The sequence below is a fragment of the Streptomyces sp. NBC_01320 genome (genome assembly GCF_035974375.1).
Classification (GTDB): domain Bacteria; phylum Actinomycetota; class Actinomycetes; order Streptomycetales; family Streptomycetaceae; genus Streptomyces; species Streptomyces yanii.
The window spans coordinates 5,531,598-5,553,211 of the sequence record NZ_CP108390.1; the positions used below are offsets into that span (position 1 = coordinate 5,531,598).

Below are 21,614 nucleotides of genomic sequence, written 5' to 3' on the forward strand. Positions count from 1 at the left end.
TGTCACATCCGCGCGACGCGTTCCGTCATTGCTGTGAAGGACGAAAACGAGCGGGTGTCACCACAGGCCCCGAAGATCCGGAGGAGCAGCATCATGGAAGCAAGGATGAAGAACCCGGCCGCCCTCATCCCCGAGGCCCTGCCCGCCATCCAGGAACTCCTGAAGGCCACCCGGAGCCGTGGCGTCCCGGACTCGACGCTGGAACTCGTCCACCTGCGGGGGAGCCAGATCAACGGATGCAGCTTCTGCGTCGACTACGGGGTCCGCAGCGCCCGGAAGGCGGGCGTGGCCGACGAGAAGCTGTTCGCCGTGGCGGCCTGGCGCGAGGCGCCGTACTTCTCCGACGAGGAGCGCGCGGCGCTGGCGCTCGCGGAGGCGGCGACCCGTCTGAGCGACCGGGGCGACGCGGTGCCGGACGACATCTGGGACGCGGCGGCCGACCACTTCGACGAGCAGGGGCTCGCCGCCCTGACTCTCATGATCGGCATCACCAACCTCTTCAACCGCATCAACGTCACCACCAGGCAGCCGGCGGGCGCGCCGACCTGGTAGTCGACACGTGGAGAAGGGCCTCCGCAGCCGCGGAGGCCCTTCTCGCTTTCTCCCGGCCCTACTTGGTGGCGGCGAAGTGATCGACGTCGCTGTCCACGCCGATCACGCCCCGGGCGCAGGCGGCGGCCGGCGACATGGCCTGGACGACGGGGCGTTGCCAGGATGAAGTGAGGTACCAGCGGCCGCGCTCCGTATCGAGCTGGATGCGGTAGGCCACGGCCCGGTTCTCGATGCGGTCGGCCCACTCCACCCCCTGGGCAGGGAGTCCCAACCCGGGGCCCGCCGAGCCTTTGCCTGCACAGCCATTCCTGACGGAGCGTCAGTTCAGTAACCTGACAGAGTGTCAGCTCATGGCTGGCCGGGCACAGGTACTCCGACGGACTTCTGGCAGGAGTGGGCGGAACGATGCTTGGATCGACGCACGGCACCCTCACCACACACTTCCGCGCCCGGGTGGTGGCCTGCGGAGAAGAGCCGCACGCCGCCGTCCACAGCATGGCGGTCGCCGCCGCGGAAGGTGATCTCGATGTCAGCGGCCGCCCTCTGTACGCCCCCGTGCCGGACCTGGACCGGTTCTTCCGGCCCGAGTCCGTGGCCGTCATCGGGGCGTCCGACACCGAGGGCAGGCCCAACACCGGCATCACCCGGCAGCTCGTCGCCTGGGCCGAGCGGGTCGGGGCGCGACTGCATCCGGTCCACCCCACGCGGGAGTCCGTCTTCGGCCGGCCCTGCTCCCGTTCCGTCGGGGATCTGCCGGAGCAGGTCGATCTGGCGGTACTGCTGGTCGGCGACCCGCTTCCGGTGATCGAGCAACTCAGGCAGGCCAAGGTGAAGTTCGCGGTCGCCTTCGCCTCCGGGTTCGCCGAGACCGGCGAGGAGGGCGCCGCCGCCCAGGCGCGGCTGGCGGCCGCGGTGGAGCGGTCGGGGCTGCGGCTGCTCGGGCCGAACACCAACCTCAACGCGTTCGAGGCGTTCCGGGACGACCTCGACGGGCCGGCGATCGCCCTGATCACCCAGTCCGGTCACCAGGGCCGTCCCGTCTACACCCTCCAGGAGCTGGGCGTACGGCTGTCGCACTGGGCGCCCACGGGCAACGAGGCGGATCTGGAGACCGCCGACTTCATCTCGTACTTCGCCGAGCGCCCCGAGGTCGGGGCCATCGCCGCCTATGTCGAGGGCCTCAAGGACGGCCGCTCCTTTCTGCTCGCCGCCGACCGGGCGGCGCGGGCCGGGGTGCCGGTCGTGGCGGTCAAGGTGGGGCGTACGGAGACGGGGGCCAGGATGGCCGCGTCACACACCGGCAAGCTGACCGGCGCCGACCAGGTGGTGGACGCGGCGATGCGGCAGTTCGGCGTGATCCGGGTGAACGGGCTCGACGAACTCCAGGACACCGCGGCCCTGCTGGCCCGGGCGCGGAAGCCGCAGGCCGACGGGGTCGTCGTGTATTCGATCTCGGGCGGCACGGGCGCGCACTTCTCGGACCTGGCGACCGGGGCAGGGCTGAAGCTCCCCACCCTGTCCGAGGAGAAGCAGCGCGAGCTGCACGCATGGATTCCCGGCTATCTCAATGTGGCGAACCCCGTCGACAACGGCGGGCACCCGGTCGGCGACTGGCGCGGCCGGAAGATCATCGACGCGATCCTCGCCGACCCGGACGTGGGGGTGCTGATCTGTCCGATCACCGGCCCGTTCCCCCCGATGAGCGACCGGCTCGCGCAGGACCTGGTGGACGCGGCGGAGACCACGGACAAGCTGGTGTGTGTGGTGTGGGGCTCGCCGGTCGGCACGGAGGACGCGTACCGTACGACGCTGCTCGGCTCGTCGCGTGTCGCCACCTTCCGCACCTTCGGCAACTGCATCACCGCCGTGAAGGCCTATCTGGACCACCACCGGTTCGCCGCCTCGTACCGCTCGCCCTTCGACGAGGCGCCGCGCACGCCGTCCCCCTCGTTCCGCAAGGCGCAGGCCCTGATGCGCCCGGGCCACCAGCTGAGCGAGCACGCGGCGAAGCAGCTGCTGCGGGCGTACGGCATCCGCGTCCCGCGCGAGCAGTTGGTCACCAGTGCGGCCGCGTCCGTCCGCGCCGCGGGCCTGGTCGGCTACCCGGTCGTGATGAAGGCGTCGGGCGCACGGCTCGCCCACAAGACGGAGCTCGGCCTGGTCAAGGTCGGGCTCACCTCCGCGAGCCAGGTCCGCGACGCGTACCGCGAACTGACCGACATCGCCCGCTACGAAGGTGTCGGGCTGGACGGCGTCCTGGTCTGCCAGATGATCGAGCGGGGCGTCGAAATGATGGTCGGCGTCACGCACGACGCCCTGTTCGGACCGACGGTCACGGTCGGACTCGGCGGCGTGCTCGTGGAGGTGCTGCACGACGCTGCGGTGCGGGTGCCGCCGTTCGGTGAGGACCAGGCGCGGGCAATGCTCGGCGAACTGCGCGGCCGGGCCCTGCTGGAAGGCGTACGCGGCGGACCGCCGGTGGACGTCGACGCGCTCATCGAGGTGGTGCTGCGTGTCCAGCGGATGGCGCTGGAACTGGGCGACGACCTCTCCGAGCTGGACATCAACCCGCTGATGGTGCTGGGGCGGGGGCAGGGCGCGGTGGCGCTGGACGCGCTGGCCGTCTGCCGCTGACGGGTCACCGGGCCACAGGTCGCGCCGCCCGTCACCCCGTCCGGCCCCCCACCCGTCACCCCGTCTGCCAAGGAGCTGCCTCATGCCGTCCTCCCCCGAAGACACCGCCGAGCACACCGGACACACCGGCCCCGCCTTGTCGGCCGACCCACTCGATTCATTGGTACTCCACGCCACTGACAACGGCGTCTCCTGGATCACGCTCAACCGCCCCGAGGCGATGAACGCCGTCACCTGGGACCAGCGGGAACGCGTCATCGCGCTCCTCGGCGAGGCCTCGGCCGACCCGACGGTCCGGGCCGTCGTCCTCACCGCCACCGGCCGCGGCTTCTGCGCGGGCGCCGACCTGCGCGGCGCGCCGTCGACCGGCGACCGAGTGCCGGGCGATGTCGCCCGTACGATCCGGCTCGGCGCTCAGCGCCTGATCGCCGCGGTCCTGGACTGCGAGAAGCCGGTGATCGCGGCCGTCAACGGCACGGCTGCCGGTATCGGTGCCCATCTCGCGTTCGCCTGCGATCTGGTGCTGGCCGCCGACTCGGCGAAGTTCATCGAGGTGTTCGTACGCCGCGGCCTCGTGCCCGACGGCGGCGGCGCGTATCTGCTGCCGCGCCTGATCGGGCCGCAGCGCGCCAAGGAGCTGCTGTTCTTCGGTGACTCGCTCCCGGCGAGGGAGGCGGAGCGTCTGGGGCTGGTCAACCGGGTGGTCCCGAACCACGAACTGACGGCGACGGCCCGCGCGTGGGCCCAGCGCCTGGCCGACGGTCCGACCCGCGCGATCGCCCTCACCAAGCAGCTGGTGAACGCCTCCCTGGACTCCGACCGGGCGACGGCCTTTGCGGCCGAGGCGATGGCCCAGGAGATCAATATGACGACGCAGGACGCCAACGAGGGCGTGGCGAGCTTTGTGGAGCGACGCGCTCCGAAGTACCGGGGGCTGTGAGGGCTCCGGAGGCGCTCACGTCATCCTCCACCGCTGCGGAGAGGCTCCTGCAGTCTGTGCGGCCGGGACTCACCGGTCGGCGGGCCCCGGCCGTAGTCCGCCTACTTCTCGGTGAAGACGTCCTCGACCGACGCGGCAGTGGGAGCGCGCAGGAGCCAGCGGCTCAGAGCATCCAGGTCGGTGCAGCTTGTGATGCGTTCACGAGCCTCGTCGGGTACGTCGATACCGGCCTGGGCAAGGAACAGCAGGATGCCCCGCGCGAGACCTTCTGCGCGGCCTTCGTCCCGGATCTCCTCCGAGAGGGATGACTTGTAGAAAGAAAGGTCCACGGCCACCAGGTTCCTCCACTGTTGTGCGGCCGGGCGGTTGCCCAGGCCCTGTGCGGTGAGTTCGACGATGGGGTCGGCGATGGTTTCCGGTACGTCGCGCAGAGCGGTCGACAGCGTTTTCAGTATGGCACCGATGTCCGGATCGCCTGCGTGTGTGATCGCGGCCAGCGTGGCTAATGCCAGGTCCTTGCGGGCCTCGGCCACATCTATGATCACCGGCATGTTGTGCGGGCCCGCGACGAGGGCTTGCAGGGTGAGCACGGGTGATTGCGGGTGGCCGACGGGGAACGGGCGCGCGGCCCATTCGGCGGTCGCTCGGTCCTGGCAGACGACCAGCAGCATGGGCGGCAGCCTGTACTTCGCCTGTAAGTAGGACAGGTAGTACATCCAGCTCGCCGGTTTCTCCGGGTCCTTCTTGCCCTGGGCCTCGATCGCGAGAAGGTACGACTGGTCGTCCTCCATGTCGATGCGCAGCAGGGTGTCGACACGGCGTTCGAGGGGCCGGTTCTCGGTGAGGTCGGTGGGCATGACGGTGGCCGAGGCGGGTGCACCGATCGCGACTCCCAGTACCTCGGAGACGCGGGAGAAAAGTCCCGGGTACTCCTGGAAGATGCGGTGCATCGCCTCGTGGGACGAGCTGACCATGTGGATTTCCTAGAGTTGTTGAGCGGTCGGATGGGAGTATTCGTTCCGGCAGCCGGAGCACTCTCCTGGCTCCGCCGCGCGGAATGCCAGGTCACAGCCCTCGCAGTTCTGCAGCGGGAACGGCCGGGGCGGGGAATCGGCCGGGGCCCGGAACGGGGGCGGCGGAAGCCGGGCGGTGAGCCGGTGTGCGAGGAGACCGGCGGGGCGGCGCAGCGGTTCGGGTGGGAGTTCGCCGGTCAGAACGTGCTCCACGGCGGCGGGGCCGACCTCGCGCTCCAGCCATGCGGCGACCCCCGGAGCCAGGACGTCCACGTCCTGCGCGGAGAGCAGCAGCCGCGGGTCCTGGCGGTGCAGCCCGGCGAGCAGGTCGGCGGCGGTCCGGAGGAGGGACGGGGCGGGAAAGGCCGGCTGCGGTACGAGGAGGGGCGTGGACCGGCTTTGTGGGGCGCGCTCGCGGCCTGGGACGGGCACGATGTGGGCCGGAGACCTGAGCGGACGCGTGTCGTCGGCTTCGGGCTCCCGGCAGGGTCGGACGGGCACGAGCGGCCGGACCGTACGCTGCGGGCGCGGTGAACACTCGCGGCCCGGAGCAGCTTCTGTGGGCCGCCGGTCGGCAGGCTGATTGCAGGAGACCGTACGGGTGACGATCCGGCCGTTGGCGAGGCGCGTGCGGGTACGTCGCAGGTAGCCGTGGGCTTCGAGTTCGCGTAACGCGGCGGCGATCCGGGCCTCGCTCTCCGGGAAGCGGCCGGCGAGGTCCTTGATGCCGATCCTGGCTCCGGCGGGCAGCGACTGGATGTGTGCGGCGAGCCCGATCGCGGTGAGGGAGAGTTCACGGTGCTGAGTGAGGTGGTTGCCCACGACTGTGAAACGGCTGGTGTGCCGGGAGTTGTCGTGCACGACACCGGAGGACGGCGTGGCGTCTCCGCGTACGCGGGACGGGGCGGGCGAGGGCGCGCTAACCTGCTGGGTATCCATCGGGAAGGCTCTATCTTCCTCGTTGGTCAGGCCCTCGATCGGGATGCCAGTCCCGGCCGGGGGCCGTCGCATGTCTGGGGTTGTTCGTCGCGGCGAGCATATGCCAGCCAACCGGCACGAATAGCAGCCAAGTTGGCCAACCTCACCCATGTGGGTGACGAGAGGCAGGTGGGGTTGGGGAGGGTATTTCCCACGTTCTTCAAGGCTCTTGATGTCGTGCGGAGCCGCGTCACGGACCACCGAATCACGGAAATCCGCGACCCGGTGGCGGCGGTCACGGTACGAGGTCGAGTTCGGCCCAGACGGTCTTACGGGGGAAGGGTCCGGGACTGACACCCCAACGGTCGGCAAGCGCCTCCATGATCCGGAAGACCTCCGCTGCGGACGGCTCCGAGCCGGCGTGATTCAAGAGCAGCCACAGCGACAGCAGCAACCCCAACGACTGCGCCGAGGTCGCCACCACCCCCGACGCAGTCCACGTCCGCGACTCCAAGAACACCCAGGGCCCCCGGTTGACCGTCGCGCCCCACTCGTGGGCAGACTTCGTCACGTACGCCGCCGGAAGCTGATCACCGAGCACTCGCGCCCCAAGTCCGGGTCATCCGGGGCTCCGGGGCGTGACTGGCGCCTCCTTCTCGCCTGGAAACCTCTTCCCCGGCCTTCCTATCTGATGCAGCGTCAGTTTCAATGGGGATCGTGATGGGACACGCAGGCATGGCCGCCACCGCCGTCCGGTACCTCAGGTCCGTCGGCGCCGCCACCACCGCAGAGCCGACGCCGGTCGATCCGCTGCCGCGCCCGGATCTACGGGCCGTCGCCGACGACGAGCGGCTGCCGGTCGACCCGGCCGAATTCCGCCGTGTACTGGGCCATTTCGCCAGCGGTGTCACCATCGTCACCGCACACGACCCGGAAGACGCGGCGGGACCGGCGGGCTTCGCCTGCCAGTCGTTCGCCTCGCTCTCCCTGGACCCGCCGCTGGTCACGTTCATGGTCGCCCGTACATCGACGACCTGGCCGCGCATCGCCCGTGCCGGGGCCTTCTGCGTCAACATCCTGGGCGCGGACCAGGGCACGCTGTGCCGGAGCTTCGCGGTCAGCGGGGCCGACAAGTTCGCGGGGGTTTCGTACGAGGAGGCTCCCGCGACCGGGTCGCCGCTGCTGGACTCCGTGCCCGCCTGGATCGACTGCCGCATCCAGGCCGTCCACCCGGGCGGCGACCATCTGATCGTGGTCGGTCGGGTGGAGGCACTGGGGGCGTCGGACGCGAACGGTCCACTGCTGTTCCACCGAGGGACGTTCGGGCGCTTCAGCGGGTGACGCAGGCGCAGCTCGCGCAGGCTGCCGGGTTGCGACAGCCCGCGGTGGCACGGTTCGAAGCCGGCGGAACCATGCCCACGCTCCCCCTGCTCGAACGCCTCGCAGGGGCACTCGGTCTACGCCTGCAGGTCGGTTTCGAACCACTCGACCGCGCCGGCTGAGCCGGTCACCGAGCGGCCACCACCGGCTCCGCCTGCCGCCGGATCACCAGCGCCATCAGCGCCGCCGTCGCGCACAGTGCCCCCGACGCGTACCAGACCATGTCGTACGAGCCGAACACATCGCGTGCCACACCGCCCAGGAACGCCACCAGCGCCGCGCCCACCTGGTGGGAGGCGAGGACCCAGCCGAAGACGATCGCGCTGTCCTCGCCGTACTGCTCGCGGCAGAGCGCCAGCGTCGGCGGGACCGTGGCCACCCAGTCCAGGCCGTAGAACACGATGAAGAAGACCATCGGCGGGTGCACCGTCGGCGCCATCAGCATCGGCAGGAAGAGCAGCGAGATGCCGCGCAACGCGTAGTAGACGGCGAGGAGTCGGCGGGCGTCGAAGCGGTCGGTGAGCCAGCCGGAGAAGACCGTGCCGATGATGTCGAAGACGCCGATGACGGCGAGCAGCGAGGCGGCTGCCGTGATGGGCATGCCGTGGTCGTGGGCCGACGGCACGAAGTGCGTACGGATCAGACCGTTGGTCGAGGCGCCGCAGATCGCGAACGTGCCCGCGAGCAGCCAGAACGGTCCGGTGCGGGCGGCGTCGACCAGGACGCGTACGGTACGGGCCGCCGCACCCCGGGCGGGCGCCGGCTTCTCGACGTACGCACCGCCGTAGGGGGCCAGACCCACATCGGCCGGGTGGTCACGCATCAGGAGCCAGACGAACGGGACGACGACGAGCGCGGCCAGCGCGACGGTGACCGAGGCCGGGCGCCAGCCGTGCTCCTCGACGATCCATGCGCACAGCGGCAGGAAGATCAGCTGGCCGGAGGCGCCGGCCGCGGTGAGGATGCCGGTGACCAGGCCGCGTCTGGCGACGAACCAGCGGTTGGTGACCGTGGCCGAGAAGGCCAACGCCATCGAGCCGGTGCCGAGGCCGACGAGCAGCCCCCAGTAGATCATCAGCTGCCAGGAGGCCGTCATCCAGACACTGGCGAACGCCCCCGCCGCGACCGCGGTCAGGGCCACGACGACGACTCGGCGGATACCGAACCGGTCCATCAGCGCGGCGGCGAACGGCGCGGTCAGTCCGTACAGCGCCATGTCGATCGAGACGGCCAGCCCGATCTCCCCGCGCGACCAGCCGAACTCCGTGTGCAGCGGGTCGATGAGGAGGCCGGGCAGGGAGTTGAACGCGGCGCCGCCGATGATCGTCACGAACGTGACGACGGCAACGATCCAGGCGCGGTGGATGCGCAGGCGGGAGGGCCTTCGGGACGGTGTGCGGTCGGCCGGGCGGTCCTCGTCCCGGGCGGCCGCGCTCTCGGTTGTCTGGGTCACGTCACCCAGCATCCGGCCTCGGGGCGGGCTCTCACGAGTGGCCGGAGGGACATGGTTCGCAGGGATCGGGCCATTGGGGGAGGCGTACGATCACCCGTCGGCCGGGGCGTACGCGCATCCCGCCGGATGAGGCGGACGAACCGATCGAACCGGGGGATCTCATGCAATGGGTCGCACGCCAGCAGTTCCATCACCGTTCCGCACTGATGCAGGCGTGGGGCGCCGGGCTGCTTCTCATAGCCGTCGGGCTGTGGATCTGGCTGGCGTTCCTGCTGGTGGATCAGGCGGACGCGTACTGCTACCGCGTCACGATGCAGTGCACGGTGGTGTCGGAGCTGCCCAAGCAGCTCACCGTCCTGGCGATCTCAGGGCCGCTGTCCGTCCTCGGTTCCGCATTGCTCGTCGGCGGCAGTGTGCGCAGGCAGACCAGTGCGCATGTCTTCCAGGTCATCGAGATGCAGAAGTCCGAGGAGCGGGATCGGCAGAAGCGCTGACGGTCGGGGCGCGGTCGCCCGGCTCACCCGATCCGCTCCAGGCGGCGGATCGGGCGGGCCACCAGCAGCACACCCACCACCAGTGCGTTGATCACCGCTCCGGCCAGCAGCACCTCGGGAGCGCCCACCGCGTCCGCGACCGGTCCCGCCAGTGCCCGGCCCGCGGCCAGCATCAGCAGGGAGCCCGCCACGTCGTACGCGTGCAGCCGGTTCAGAGCCTCCGGCGGGACGTGCGTCTGGACCGTCGTCGACCACATCACCAACCAGAACGCGAACACCCCGCCCGCCACGAACTGCCCGACCCCCAGCGCGGACACCGGAAGCCCGAGCCCCAGCACCACCAGGTTCACGCACACCCCGGTCAGTGCGATCGCACCCGCCGCGAGCGGACGGCGCGGTCTCAGCCGCAGGGCCAGCAGTCCGCCGACCACGCTGCCCGCGCCGTTCACCGCCATCATCACGCCGTACGTCCCCGAGCCGTGCGCCTCGGTGACCTCGACCGCGGTCAGCGGGAGCATCGGGCCGATCACGGTGAATCCGTACACGGTCCAGATCGCGATCACCCCCCACAGCCAGCTGCGGGCCTTGAACTCCCGCCACCCGTCGACAAGTTCGGCGACGAACGTGCCGCGTTGCGTCGCGTCGGACGGCATCGGGGCGAGTCGCAGCAGGAAGAGGCAGACGCCGGAGACCGCGAACGTCGCCGCGTTCGCCGCATACACCGCTCCGGCGCTCGCCAGTCCGACCAGAAGTCCCGCGAAGGCCGGGCCCGCCATCGTCATCAGCGCCTCGGAGACCCGGAGCACCGCGTTGCCGCGCTGCACGTCCAGCGACACCCGGGGCACGGTCGATGCGACGCCGGGCTGGAAGAGCGCGGCACCGACGCCGGCCACCGCGCTCAGTGTGTACACCACCCACAGCGGCGGGTTGCCGGTCGCGAAGGAGACGGCGAGCACCGACGCCCCGACCAGCCGCAGCGCATCGGCGATGATCATCATTCGACGCGGGGTGAAACGATCCGCCAGCACGCCGCCGAAGAGCACGAAGAGTGCCAGCGGGCCCATCCAGGCTGCCAACGCGAAGCCGACGGACGCATGCGGGCGACCGGCTCCCAGCAGACCCGCGGTGAGCGCCACCGGGATCATGCCGTCGCCGAAGAGTGCGGCGGTCCGGGCGATGAAGAAGAGCCGGAAGTTACGGTTCCAGAGCTCGCTTCCCGGTCGTTCGCCGCCCCGGCGCACATCCAGGGGCGGCAGGCCGGCCGACGAATCCGAGGGGGACGACTGCGAGGGTGCGTTCGCGCGGGCCGTGCCGGGAATGCACTCGTGCTCTGCTGACTTTTCCTTCACACCGGTGACATGTATCAGTTTATGGTCTATACCACTAGGGGTGAAGGGAGCCCTGCCGTGAAGCACAGAGTCGTCGTCCTCGCCCTCGACGGGCTGCTCCCGTTCGAACTCGGCATCCCCCAAAGGATCTTCGGCCGGGCGTTCAGTTCCGAGCCGCACGACAAGGGCCGGAAACTGTACGAAGTCGTTACCTGTTCCGTCCGCCCACCGGGACCGGTCTCCACCGACGCGGACTTCACGATCACGGTCGAGCGCGGCCCCGAAGCACTGGCCACCGCCGACACGGTCGTCATCCCCGCCTCGTACGAACTCGGCCCCGTCTACGAAGAGGGCAGGCTGTCGGGCGAGCTCGCCGCGGCGTTCGCGTACATCAGGCCGGGCACCCGGCTCGTCTCGATCTGCACCGGCAGTTACGTCCTCGCCGCCGCCGGGTTCCTCGACGGGCGCCCCGCCACCACGCACTGGTCCTCCGCCGACCACTTCCAGCAGCTGTTCCCGCAGGTCCAGGTCGACCCGGACGTCCTGTTCATCGACGACGGGGACGTCCTCACATCCGCCGGGGTCGCCGCCGGCATCGACCTGTGCCTGCACATCGTGCGCCGCGACCACGGCACGGCCGTCGCCAACGACGTCGCCCGCCGCACGGTCGTGCCACCGCACCGCGACGGCGGGCAGGCGCAGTACATCCGGCGCCCCGTCCCCGAGGCACAGTCCGCGACCACGACCGGTGCGCGAGCCTGGGCGCTCGGCCGGCTGGACCGGCCGATCCTGCTGCGCGACATGGCGCAGCAGGAGTCGATGAGCGTACGGACGTTCACACGCCGGTTCCGTGAGGAGGTCGGGATCAGCCCCGGGCAGTGGCTGACCCAGCAGCGGGTGGAGCGGGCGCGGGGGCTGCTGGAGTCCACGGACCTGTCGATCGATCAGGTGGCCCGCGCGGCGGGGTTCGGCACGGCGACATCACTGCGGCAGCACATCCAGGCGGCGCTGGGGGTGTCGCCGACGGTGTACCGGCGGACGTTCCGGGCGACGGTCGGGGGCCGGTGAGGGCGGGAAAGCGCCGGTCCCGGGGCCTTTCGGATCCCAAGAACGGGCCCCAGTGCTGCCACCGGAAAGGTTCACCGGCTCGCGACGCCCGGCAAACCCTTCCGGTCGCAGCACTAGAAGACCAGCACCCCGCGCGCCACCCTTCCGTGGTGCGCGTCGTCCGCCGCCTTCGCGAAGTCCTCCACCGGGTACGTCTCCGTGACCAGTTCGTCGAGCATGAGGCGGCCGGTCCGGTACAGCTCCGCGTAGAGCGCGATGTCGCGCTGCGGGCGCGAGGAGCCGTACCGGCAGCCGAGGATCGACTTGTCCAGGTACATCGACGAGACCAGGAACGACGCCTCCGCCGTCGCCGCCGGGACGCCCAGCAGGATCGCCTGGCCGCGCCGGTCCAGCAGGTCGATCGCCTGCCGGATCAGTTCCGTACGACCCACGCACTCGAAGGCGTGGTCGGCGCCGGTGGGCAGGATCTCGCGTACGCCCTCCGCCGACGTCAGGAAGTGTGTCGCGCCGAACTGCCGCGCCACCGCCTCCTTCGCCGGGTTGGTGTCCACCGCGACGATCGTCAGCGCGCCCGCGATCCGGGCGCCCTGGATCACATTGAGCCCGATGCCACCGGTGCCGATCACGACGACCGTGTCGCCACGGTCGACCTTCGCCCGGTTGAGCACGGCTCCGACGCCCGTCACCACGCCGCAGCCCATCAGGGCCGCGGAGGCCAGCGGGATGTCCGCCGGAATCCTCACCGCCTGCACGGCCTTGACCAGGGTCCGTTCGGCGAACGCGGAGTTGGACGCGAACTGGTACAGCGGCGCGCCGCCCCGGGAGAACGGCTGCCCCGGCATCCCGATCGCCTTGCGGCACATCGTCGGCCGGCCCCGGTCGCACTGGGCGCACGCGCCACAGCTGGCCAGGGTGGAGAGCGCGACGTGGTCGCCGGGCACGACATGGACGACGCCCGCGCCGACCGCCTCCACCACCCCCGCGCCCTCGTGCCCGAGCACCACCGGCACCGGGAACGGAATGGTTCCGTCGACGACCGACAGATCGCTGTGGCACAGGCCCGCGGCGGCCACCGCGACCAGCACCTCGCCCGGGCCCGGGTCGCGTATCTCCAGGTCGTCGACGACCTCGGTCTGCTTGCCGTCGAAGACGACGCCCCTCATCTCGGCTCCCTCGGTAGGCCGAGCACCCGCTCGGCGATGATGTTCCGCTGGATCTCGTCCGAGCCGCCGTGGATGGTGTCGGACCGGGTGAACAGGCGCTGCGGTTCGTCGAGTTCGTACGGGGTGGTGGGCGACCAGTCGTCCGGACCCACGGCTCCGGATGCGCCCCTGCTCTCCACGGCGAGCTCACCGAGACGTCGGTGCCGGCCGCCCCAGAGCAGCTCGGCGACGCTGGGGGCGCCCGCGTCGCCCGAACCGCCCAGGGTGGGCAGGGCGTTCCAGCGCATGGTCTTCAGCTCCGCCCACTGACGGACGAGCCGCTCGCGCAGTAGGGGGTCGGTGACCGCGCCGCTGTCGACGGCGGCGCGGACCACGCGGTCCGGTTCGGCGGCGAAGCCGATCTGCTGGACCAGGGTGGAGACACCGCGCTCCAGGGCGAGGAGGCCCATGGCGACGGTCCAGCCGTTGCCCTCGGTGGCGCAGGGTTGTGTGAGGTGCGCCTGCAGCCAGGACCGGACCTCCTGGCGGAAGGCGTCGTCCGATGCCTCGAACGCGAAGTCCACGTCCACTCCTCGGGGTCGGGCGGAAATCCAGCCGCTCCGGCGATTGAGGAGCGGGGTCCGGGGCGGAAGCCCCGGTGGGAGGTCACGCGTTGGGCCTCGCCTTCGCCGCCGCGGCGGCCGCCATCGCCTCCAGCTGCGCCAGCATCGGCATCGGGTCCACCCCCACCGTCCCCGGCAGGAAGTCGGCGATTCTCTCCGGGGTCCACGCCCCCTCCGCGTACCCGGCCCGCAACTCCCTCGGCTGGGCCCAGACAGCGATCTTGGGGCCCGCGATCGTGTACACCTGGCCGGTGATCTTCTCCTCGCGGGCCCGCTCGCTGAGCAGATAGACGACGAGTGCGGCAACGTCCTCCGGCTCGCCGATCTCCTTGAGTTCCATCGGAACGTTCGCGGACATCCGGGTCCGGGCCACCGGGGCGACCGCGTTCGCCGTGACGCCGTACTTGTGCAGGCCGAGCGCCGCGCTGCGGACCAGCGAGATGATGCCGCCCTTCGCGGCGCTGTAGTTCGCCTGGGCGACGCTGCCCTGGTGGTTGCCGCTGGTGAAACCGATCAGCGTGCCGCCCCCCTCCTGCTTCCGCATCACCGCCGAGGCCGCGCGGAAGACGGTGAAGGTGCCCTTGAGGTGGGTGGCGACAACCGGGTCCCACTCCTCCTCGGACATGTTGAACAGCATCCGTTCGCGGAGGATCCCGGCCACGCACACGACCCCGTCGATCCGCCCGAACTGCGCCAGCGCCGTGTCCACGACGCGCCGGCCACCATCCATCGTGGAGATGTCGTCGGCGACCGCGACCGCCTCGCCGCCCGCCGCCTCGATCTCCTTGACGACGGACTCGGCTATCGCACTGGTCGGCTCGCCGCCCCCGACGGAGACGCCGTAGTCGTTGACGACGACCCTGGCCCCCTCCCCCGCCGCGGCGATCGCGACGGCCCGTCCGATGCCACGGCCCGCACCGGTCACGGCCACCACCTTGCCTGCCAAGAAGTTCCCCATGCCCGGCCCCTTCCCGTGGTTTCTGACGAACCGTTAGATTTTATGGGCAGTCGGCTCCGTCAGCACAAGACCCGGCGCCTCACCGATTCGAGGAGGTACTCATGTCCCTGCCCGCCGAGTTCCACGAGATCGCGAAGCGCGTGAACAACTGGGGGCGCTGGGGCGCGGACGACGAGATCGGGACGCTCAACCTGATCACCGACGCGGTGGTGCGGGACGCGGCGGCCACCGTCAGCACGGGGCAGCGAATCCCTCTCGCGCTCCCGCTCCAGCAGGACGGTGTGCAGAGCGGACTGATTCCGGGGCGGGTCAACCCACTGCACGCCATGGTCCAGATCAACCAGGAGCTCTTCGGCCCGGGTACGGTCGCGACCAGCGACGACGTCGTGACACTCGGCCTGCAGGCAGCCACCCACTGGGACGCGCTCACGCACGCCTCGCACTCGGGGAAGATCTACAACGGCCGTCCCGCCACCACTGTCACCGCGCACGGCGGCGCCGAGTTCAGCGGGATCGACAAGCCCCCGCACCTCGTCTCGCGCGGCGTCCTGCTGGACGTGGCCCGCGCCCACGGTGTCGACCGGCTGCCCGGCGACCACGCCGTCACCCCGGAAGACCTCGACGCGGCGGAGGAGTTCGCCGGGATCCGGGTCCGGGCCGGGGACATCGTGCTCGTACGCACCGGGCAGGTCCAGGTGTATCTGGCCGGCGACAAGCACGCGTACGCCTATCCGTCACCCGGCCTGTCGATCCGGACACCCGAGTGGTTCCATGCCCGCGATGTCGCCGCGGTCGCCAATGACACGCTGACCTTCGAGATCTTCCCCGCGGAGATCGAGGACCTGTGGCTGGGAGTGCACGCGCTCGATCTGGTCGAGATGGGCATGCTGCAGGGCCAGAACTGGAACCTGGAGACGTTGTCCGCAGCCTGTGCGGAGGAGGAGCGCTACGGCTTCCTGCTCTCCGCGATGCCGGAACCGTTCGTCGGCGCCACCGGCACGCCGGTCGCCCCGGTCGCCCTTCTCTGACCGGCCACCGCCAGGAACGTTCCAGGACGTTCCGGCCGCTATGCGCGATGCGTGACGGCGCGCGACGGTTCGTACGGGCCCGTGCTCTGGGCGCCGATGCCCGGCACACCCGGACCGTGCGCGCCCGCCTGCATCTGCACGACCGGCGCGCCCCGGTCCACCTCGCACCAGATCCGCTTTCCGGCGCCCTCCGGCTGCCAGCCCCAGCGGTCGGCGAGGCCGTCGACCAGCTCCAGGCCGCGACCGCCGGTGTCCTCGCCCTGCGCGTGCCGCTGCTGCGGCGGGCGACAGCTGGTGTCGGCCACCTCGACCCGTACGGTCCCGGCCGTCCCGGCCGCTCCCGTCGCGCCGAAGAGCATGCGCAGCACGGCCGGACAGCCGGTGTGGACGACCGCGTTGGTGACCAGCTCCGAGATCAGCAGGATGAGCGTCTCGGCCAGCGGCTCGTCGTCTCTTATCCCGGACCCGACCAGTCTCGACCGCGCCCATCTACGGGCCCGCCCGACCTCCGCGGGGTCCGGACCGACCTCCAGCTGAACCTGAAGCACCTGCACCGCTCACACCATCCGAACCGGCGGACACATCGCCTCGCGCCTTCTCAGGGTCACGGAACGTGATTCCCTTACGAGGCAGCATGGTTGACATACAGTCACCGCAACAAGCGCTTCGGGCATATTCCAGCGCGAAGGAGTACGCGTGGTGCATACTGTGCGACGCGCGTCGCGGGGAGTCGAACAGCAGCGCACCGAAGCCGTGGGGAACGCTCCCCGGGCAGGCCCGGCGCTTCTGCGTGGAACGCGAGCCGGGCACCTCGTCCGGACCGGAGTCGCCGTACGGGCAACACCCGGATCGCCCGGTTCCAGAACCACTCGCATCCCACGGAGCGTACCCGAGCAGACGGCAACTGCGGCCCGTGACGAATCACGCAAAGGACACAAGCCGGTATCGGCGCTTACCGACTGCACTGAGTAACTCCGCAGCGTGAGCCTCAGGGGTCTCCCGCGTCACATGCGTGCACTCGGCACAGATCTACCGCAAGGGCCTCCTCGGCCTCTGCCGCCCTCAGCCACTCCCCGGCCCGCAGCCACGCCCGCTTGAGATGCAGATGAACGTCCGCCTCCCAGGTGAAGCCCATGCCGCCGTGCACCTGGAGGCAGTCCCGTGCGTTGTGGACGGCCGCCTCGTCGGCGAGCAGCTTGGCGCCCGCGATCTCGGCCGGGTCCGCGGTCACCGCTGCCGCGTACACCGCCGTGCGGGCCACCTCGGCGCGCACCAGCATCTGGGCACACAGGTGCTTGACCGCCTGGAAGGCGCCGATCGGCGATCCGAACTGCTCGCGCTCACGGGCGTGTTGGACGGCCATCTCGGTGGTCCGGGCGGCGCTGCCGAGCTGCTCGGCAGCGGCCAGCAGGGCGCCTTCGAGCCGCAGCGGCGTCGCACCGGGCAGCGGGGCCCCGTCCTCGACGCCCGCCGTCACACGGTGCAGGGGCGTGAGCGGGTCGAGTGACCGTACGGGACGTGCCGTCCGTACGAGCTCGCGCAAGGCGTCCCCCTCCAGGACCCGCGCCACCCCTCCCGGCCGGACAGGGCCCAGGGAGATCAGCGCGTCCGCCGCTTCCAGATGGGCCACCGGCCGCCCCTCGTCCAGCACCGCGACCACCGCCCCGCCGTCCGCCGCCCCCTTCACCGCCCCCACCGCCCCCACCGCGCCCGCGGCGAGATGCGTGGCCGCCAGCGGTCCGGGCAGCAGCACCCGCCCCGCCTCCTCGAACAGGAGCACGGACTCGGGCAGCCCGAGCCCCACACCGCCGTCCGCCTCGGGCAGCCGCAGCGCGAAGAACCCGGCCGCGCCCAGCTCCCCCCACATCCCCCGGTCGACGGCCACGCCCGCGTCGAGCGCGGCCCGCATCCGCTCCCTGCCGAAGCGGCCGGTCAGCAGCTCCCGCATCCCTGCCCGCAGGGCCCGCTGGTCGTCCGAAAGCTGGAAGTCCACAGTCCGCTCAGCGCCCCTTCGGCAGGCCGAGGATCCGCTCGGCGACGATGTTCTGCTGGATCTGCGAAGTGCCCGCGGCGATCGTGTACGAGAGCGAGGTCAGCCGGTCCAGGACCCATTCCCGGTCCAGATCGGCCCCGTCGGCGCCGAGCACCTCCGCGGCGGCGTCGTACAGCTCCTGGCGGGCCTGCGAGTACCGCAGCTTGAAGACCGAGCCGCCGGTGCCGGGGACGCCGCCGCTGCGCTGAGCCTCGGCGACGTTCCACTGGGTGAGCCGCCACAGCGCCCGGAATTCCGCGTTCAGCCTGCCGAGCGTCCTGCGCAGCACCGGGTCGTCCCAGCGGCCGCTGCGCCGCGCCTCGGCGGCCAGGGCGCTCAGGGTGCGGCGGCAGGCGACGACCTCGCCGACGAACGCCGTACCGCGTTCGAAGGAGAGGGTGACCATGGTGACCCGCCAGCCGTCGTTCTCGGCGCCGACCCGGTGGGAGACCGGCACCCGCACCTCGTCGAGGAACATCTCGGCGAACTCGGTGGATCCGGCGAGCGTGCGCAGCGGGCGGACGGTGACGCCGGGGGCGTCCATCCGCATCGCGAGCCAGCTGATCCCACGGTGCTTCGGCGCCGCCGGATCCGTCCGCACGAGCAGCTCGCACCAGTCGGCGACCTCCGCGTGGGAGGTCCAGATCTTCTGGCCGGTGACGACGTAGTGGTCGCCGTCCCGGACCGCCCGGGTCCGCAGTGCGGCCAGGTCGGAGCCCGCCTCCGGCTCGCTGAACCCCTGGCACCAGATCTCGTCGCCGCGCAGCACCGGCGGCAGCCAGCGGGCGCGCTGCCCGGCCGTGCCCTCGGCCGCGATCGTGGGACCCGCGTGCAGCAGCCCGACGAAGTTCGCGCCGACGTACGGCGCCCCGGCCCGCTCCGTCTCCTCCAGGAAGATCAGGTGCCGGGTGGGGGTGACACCCCGCCCGCCCGCGTCGACCGGCCAGTGCAGCCCCGCGTACCCGGCGTCGTACAGCATGCGCTGCCAGGCGGTGTCGTAGGCCCGCCGTCCCGGCCAGTCGTCGGGGCCGGGCTTCGCGGGCAGGCCGGGCAGCACAGCGGCGAGCCACTCCCGCAGCCGCGCCCGGAACGCCCGCTCCTCGTCCGTGTCCGCGAGATCCACTACCGGCCCCGGTCCCGGTCGAGATCCAGGTCCAGCATCCTGATCGCGTTTCCGCGCATCAGTTTGTGGACGGTCTCGTCGTCCAGTCCCTCGACGTGGTCGAGCGCGACCTCCTTCGTGTGCGGGAAGGTCGAGTCGACGTGCGGATAGTCGGTCTCGAAGGTGGCGTTGTCCCGCCCGACCACATCGAGCGACGCGACCCCGTGCTTGTCGCGGAAGAAGCAGCAGAACATCTGCCGGTAGTAGTACGTCGACGGCGGCTCGGGGATGAGATCGCGCACCCCGCCCCAGGCCCGGTGCTCCTCCCACACGTCGTCGGCGCGCTCCAGGGCGTACGGGATCCAGCCCATCTGGCCCTCGCTGTACGCCAGCTTCAGCTGCGGGAACTTCACCAGCACTCCGCTGAACAGGAAGTCCATCATCGAGGCCATCGCGTTGTTGAAGGAGAGCGAGGCCTGGACGGCGGGCGGGGCGTCCGGCGACGCGGCGGGCATCTGCGAGCTGGACCCGATGTGCATGTTGACGACCGTGCCGGTCTCCTGGCAGACGGCGAAGAACGGATCCCAGTAGCCGGTGTGGATCGACGGCAGGCCGAGATGGGTGGGGATCTCGGAGAACGTCACGGCCCGCACTCCGCGGGCGGCGTTCCGCCTGATCTCGGCGACCGCCAGGTCGATGTCCCAGAGCGGGATGATGCAGAGCGGGATCAGCCGGCCGCCGCTGTCGCCGCACCACTCCTGCACCATCCAGTCGTTGTAGGCGCGGACACAGGCGAGCGCGACCTCCTTGTCCTTGGCCTCGGCGAAGGTCTGGCCGCAGAAGCGCGGGAAGGTGGGGAAACAGAGCGACGCCTCGACATGGTTGAGGTCCATGTCCTTGAGGCGTTCGACGGGGTCCCAGCAGCCGCGCCGCATCTCGGCCCGGGTGATGCCCTCCAGCGTCATGTCGTCGCGGTCGAAGCCGACGGCGGCGATGTTCCGCTTGTACGGGAACTTCAGGTCCTCGTAGATCCACCAGTCGGTCGGCGGCCCGTCCGGATCCATGGTGATGACGTACTTGCCACCCGTGTACGCCAGCTCGCCGATCCCGGCGGTGAGCGGCTGCGGGCCGCGGTCGCGGTACTTGGCGGGCAGCCAGGTCGAGAAGAGGTGCGGAGGCTCGATCACATGGTCGTCGACGCTGACGATCCGAGGCAGTTCCGTCATGGTGTCCCCTTCGGCGCACAAGGCACGTATCTGATGCCCCGTCAGATTTGCTTCGGCTCCCAGGCTAGCCCCGCACCCCTGGACCGACAAGGCGCAGCGCTCTACGCTCTCCGCACCATCTGACTACCCGTCAGCTAAGAGGGAGCGGGGAACGCAGTGAACGAGACCGCACACGCCCTGGGCGCATCGGCCACCTTCTGGGAACTCATCGAGCGCCGCGCCGCGCTGACCCCGGACCGCCCCGTCCTCATCCAGGACGACCGCACCCTCACCTTCGGCGAGCTGCGCGACCGCTGCGAGCGGGTCGCGGCCGGCCTGTACGGACTGGGGGTGCGCCCCGGCAGCGTCGTCGCCTGGCAGCTGCCGACCCGCCTGGAGACGGCGCTGCTCTCCTTCGCCCTCACCCGGCTCGGGGCCGTGCAGTCGCCCGTCATCCCCTTCTACCGGGACCGCGAGGTGGGGTTCGCGCTGCGCGAGTCGAAGGCCGCCTTCTTCGCCGTGCCCGGTACCTGGCGCGGCTTCGACCACACCGCGATGGCGCACCGGATCGCCGCGGACCTCGGGCAACCGCCGCAGGTCCTCGAGGCGTACGAGGAGCTGCCGGACGGCGACCCCGCCGTGCTCCCGCCCCCTCCCACGGACGGCACGGCGGTGCGCTGGATCTACTGGACGTCGGGGACCACCTCCGACCCGAAGGGAGTCCTGCACACCGACCGCAGCCTGATCGCGGGCGGCTCCTGCCTGGCCCACGCACTGCATCTGTCGGCCGACGACATCGGCTCGATGGCGTTCCCGTTCGCCCACATCGCCGGGCCCGACTACACCGTGATGCTGCTGCTGTACGGATTCCCCGCAGTCCTGTTCGAGCAGTTCGCGATGGACGGGGCCCTGGACGGCTACCGGCGCCACGGGGTGACGGTCGCGGGCGGCTCGACCGCGTTCTACTCCATGTTCCTGACCGAACAGCGCAAGGACCCGACGCGCAAGGTGGTCCCCACGCTGCGGCTGCTGGCGGGCGGCGGGGCGCCGAAACCGCCGGAGATCTACCACGCGGTCGTACGGGAGATGGGCATCCAGCTCACCCACGGCTACGGCATGACCGAGGTTCCCATGATCACGATGGGAGCCCCCGACGACACGGTGGAGCACCTCGCCGAGACGGAGGGGCGGCCGCCCGAGGGCATGGAGATACGGATCACCGACGAGGACGGCAAGCCGCTGCCGTACGGGACGGACGGCGAGGTACGGCTCCGCGGCGAAGCCGTCTGCCAGGGCTATCTGAACGCGGCCCGGGACGCCTTCGACGCGGACGGCTTCCTCGTCACCGGCGACGTCGGCCATCTCCTGGAGAGCGGCCATCTGGTCCTCACCGGGCGGCTCAAGGACATCATCATCCGCAAGGGCGAGAACATCTCCGCCAAGGAGATCGAGGACCTGCTCCACCGCCACCCCGGGGTGGCCGACGCGGCCGTGATCGGACTGCCGGACGAGGAGCGCGGGGAACGCGTCTGCGCGGTCGTCGAGCAGCCGGCCGGGGCGGGGGCGCTGACGCTGGCGGAGCTGGCCGGGTACCTGCGCACGGAGGGGCTCGCGGTGCACAAGCTGCCGGAGCAGCTGGAGGTGGTGGACGCGCTGCCACGCAACGAGACATTGCGGAAGGTGCTCAAGTACAGGCTGCGGGAGCAGTTCTCCTGACGGAAAACCGGTCGCCGCCGTCGCTCAC

Annotated in this window: 19 protein-coding genes and 3 pseudogenes; 10 read left to right on the forward strand and 12 right to left on the reverse strand. The window is 70.9% G+C overall.

Annotated features, from left to right (window positions below):
- The first annotated feature begins 93 nt into the window (after nucleotides 1-93).
- Nucleotides 94-552, forward strand: a complete 459-nt coding sequence (locus tag OG395_RS25045; RefSeq protein WP_327244932.1) for a carboxymuconolactone decarboxylase family protein — start codon at nucleotides 94-96, stop codon at nucleotides 550-552.
- A 67-nt stretch (nucleotides 553-619) separates the two neighbouring features.
- On the opposite strand, the pseudogene OG395_RS25050 reads toward OG395_RS25045, so the two are convergent.
- Nucleotides 620-808 (reverse strand): annotated as a pseudogene (locus OG395_RS25050) (IS200/IS605 family accessory protein TnpB-related protein); the annotation flags it as partial.
- 149 nt (nucleotides 809-957) lie between these two features.
- On the opposite strand from OG395_RS25050, the gene OG395_RS25055 reads away from it, so the two are divergent.
- Complete coding sequence (locus tag OG395_RS25055; protein ID WP_327244934.1) at nucleotides 958-3,186, forward strand: acetate--CoA ligase family protein; 2,229 nt, start codon at nucleotides 958-960, stop codon at nucleotides 3,184-3,186.
- An 82-nt stretch (nucleotides 3,187-3,268) separates the two neighbouring features.
- Nucleotides 3,269-4,126 (forward strand): enoyl-CoA hydratase/isomerase family protein, encoded by an 858-nt coding sequence (locus OG395_RS25060; protein WP_327244935.1) that lies wholly within the window; start codon nucleotides 3,269-3,271, stop codon nucleotides 4,124-4,126.
- A gap of 101 nt (nucleotides 4,127-4,227) precedes the next feature.
- On the opposite strand, the gene OG395_RS25065 is transcribed toward OG395_RS25060, so the two are convergent.
- Nucleotides 4,228-5,100: a hypothetical protein gene (locus tag OG395_RS25065; RefSeq protein WP_327244936.1), complete on the reverse strand. Its 873-nt coding sequence runs from the start codon at nucleotides 5,098-5,100 to the stop codon at nucleotides 4,228-4,230.
- A gap of 9 nt (nucleotides 5,101-5,109) precedes the next feature.
- A complete protein-coding gene (locus tag OG395_RS25070) occupies nucleotides 5,110-6,078 on the reverse strand; it encodes a helix-turn-helix domain-containing protein (RefSeq protein WP_327244937.1) in 969 nt (322 codons plus the stop codon).
- Between the two features lie 359 nt (nucleotides 6,079-6,437).
- Here OG395_RS25070 and OG395_RS25080 point away from each other — a divergent pair.
- From OG395_RS25080 to OG395_RS25090, 3 genes and pseudogenes are all read left to right on the forward strand, one after another.
- Nucleotides 6,438-6,647 (forward strand): annotated as a pseudogene (locus OG395_RS25080) (DUF397 domain-containing protein).
- Between the two features lie 145 nt (nucleotides 6,648-6,792).
- Entirely contained in the window at nucleotides 6,793-7,398 is a 606-nt protein-coding gene (locus OG395_RS25085) for a flavin reductase family protein (RefSeq protein WP_327249449.1), read from the forward strand.
- Nucleotides 7,395-7,559, forward strand: a complete 165-nt coding sequence (locus tag OG395_RS25090; RefSeq protein WP_327244938.1) for a helix-turn-helix domain-containing protein — start codon at nucleotides 7,395-7,397, stop codon at nucleotides 7,557-7,559. Before OG395_RS25085 ends, OG395_RS25090 begins: the two co-directional genes overlap by 4 nt.
- 5 nt (nucleotides 7,560-7,564) lie before the next feature.
- Here OG395_RS25090 and OG395_RS25095 read toward each other — a convergent pair whose 3' ends face one another.
- Complete coding sequence (locus OG395_RS25095) at nucleotides 7,565-8,890, reverse strand: MFS transporter (protein WP_327244939.1); 1,326 nt, start codon at nucleotides 8,888-8,890, stop codon at nucleotides 7,565-7,567.
- A 161-nt stretch (nucleotides 8,891-9,051) separates the two neighbouring features.
- Here OG395_RS25095 and OG395_RS25100 point away from each other — a divergent pair, with 161 nt between their 5' ends.
- Complete coding sequence (locus OG395_RS25100) at nucleotides 9,052-9,384, forward strand: hypothetical protein (protein WP_327244940.1); 333 nt, start codon at nucleotides 9,052-9,054, stop codon at nucleotides 9,382-9,384.
- Between the two features lie 23 nt (nucleotides 9,385-9,407).
- Here the strand turns inward: OG395_RS25100 and OG395_RS25105 are convergent, their stop codons facing one another.
- Entirely contained in the window at nucleotides 9,408-10,733 is a 1,326-nt protein-coding gene (locus OG395_RS25105; RefSeq protein ID WP_442818597.1) for an MFS transporter, read from the reverse strand.
- 57 nt (nucleotides 10,734-10,790) lie between these two features.
- Here OG395_RS25105 and OG395_RS25110 point away from each other — a divergent pair, with 57 nt between their 5' ends.
- Nucleotides 10,791-11,780, forward strand: a complete 990-nt coding sequence (locus OG395_RS25110) for a GlxA family transcriptional regulator (protein ID WP_266982816.1) — start codon at nucleotides 10,791-10,793, stop codon at nucleotides 11,778-11,780.
- Between the two features lie 113 nt (nucleotides 11,781-11,893).
- Here OG395_RS25110 and OG395_RS25115 read toward each other — a convergent pair whose 3' ends face one another.
- The 3 genes and pseudogenes from OG395_RS25115 to OG395_RS25125 all read right to left on the reverse strand — a co-directional run bounded on the left by OG395_RS25115 (nucleotide 11,894) and on the right by OG395_RS25125 (nucleotide 14,503).
- Nucleotides 11,894-12,943, reverse strand: a complete 1,050-nt coding sequence (locus tag OG395_RS25115) for a Zn-dependent alcohol dehydrogenase (protein ID WP_327244941.1) — start codon at nucleotides 12,941-12,943, stop codon at nucleotides 11,894-11,896.
- Nucleotides 12,940-13,416: pseudogene (locus OG395_RS25120) on the reverse strand (acyl-CoA dehydrogenase family protein); the annotation flags it as partial. The pseudogene OG395_RS25120 and the gene OG395_RS25115, both read right to left, overlap by 4 nt.
- A gap of 172 nt (nucleotides 13,417-13,588) precedes the next feature.
- Entirely contained in the window at nucleotides 13,589-14,503 is a 915-nt protein-coding gene (locus tag OG395_RS25125; protein WP_327244942.1) for an SDR family oxidoreductase, read from the reverse strand.
- A gap of 101 nt (nucleotides 14,504-14,604) precedes the next feature.
- Here OG395_RS25125 and OG395_RS25130 point away from each other — a divergent pair, with 101 nt between their 5' ends.
- Nucleotides 14,605-15,531 (forward strand): cyclase family protein, encoded by a 927-nt coding sequence (locus OG395_RS25130; protein WP_327244943.1) that lies wholly within the window; start codon nucleotides 14,605-14,607, stop codon nucleotides 15,529-15,531.
- 38 nt (nucleotides 15,532-15,569) lie between these two features.
- On the opposite strand, the gene OG395_RS25135 is transcribed toward OG395_RS25130, so the two are convergent.
- The 4 genes from OG395_RS25135 to OG395_RS25150 form a co-directional block, all read right to left on the reverse strand.
- Nucleotides 15,570-16,085, reverse strand: coding sequence for an ATP-binding protein (locus OG395_RS25135; RefSeq protein ID WP_327244944.1), 516 nt, complete (start codon nucleotides 16,083-16,085; stop codon nucleotides 15,570-15,572).
- Between the two features lie 434 nt (nucleotides 16,086-16,519).
- Nucleotides 16,520-17,524 carry an acyl-CoA dehydrogenase family protein gene (locus OG395_RS25140; RefSeq protein WP_327244945.1) on the reverse strand — a complete coding sequence of 335 codons (1,005 nt, stop codon included), beginning with the start codon at nucleotides 17,522-17,524 and terminating at the stop codon, nucleotides 16,520-16,522.
- A 7-nt stretch (nucleotides 17,525-17,531) separates the two neighbouring features.
- A complete protein-coding gene (locus OG395_RS25145; RefSeq protein WP_327244946.1) occupies nucleotides 17,532-18,686 on the reverse strand; it encodes an acyl-CoA dehydrogenase in 1,155 nt (384 codons plus the stop codon).
- Nucleotides 18,686-19,891 carry an amidohydrolase family protein gene (locus OG395_RS25150; RefSeq protein WP_327244947.1) on the reverse strand — a complete coding sequence of 402 codons (1,206 nt, stop codon included), beginning with the start codon at nucleotides 19,889-19,891 and terminating at the stop codon, nucleotides 18,686-18,688. Before OG395_RS25150 ends, OG395_RS25145 begins: the two co-directional genes overlap by 1 nt.
- A gap of 156 nt (nucleotides 19,892-20,047) precedes the next feature.
- Here OG395_RS25150 and OG395_RS25155 point away from each other — a divergent pair, with 156 nt between their 5' ends.
- Nucleotides 20,048-21,586, forward strand: coding sequence for a class I adenylate-forming enzyme family protein (locus OG395_RS25155; protein ID WP_327244948.1), 1,539 nt, complete (start codon nucleotides 20,048-20,050; stop codon nucleotides 21,584-21,586).
- The last annotated feature ends 28 nt before the right edge of the window (nucleotides 21,587-21,614 follow it).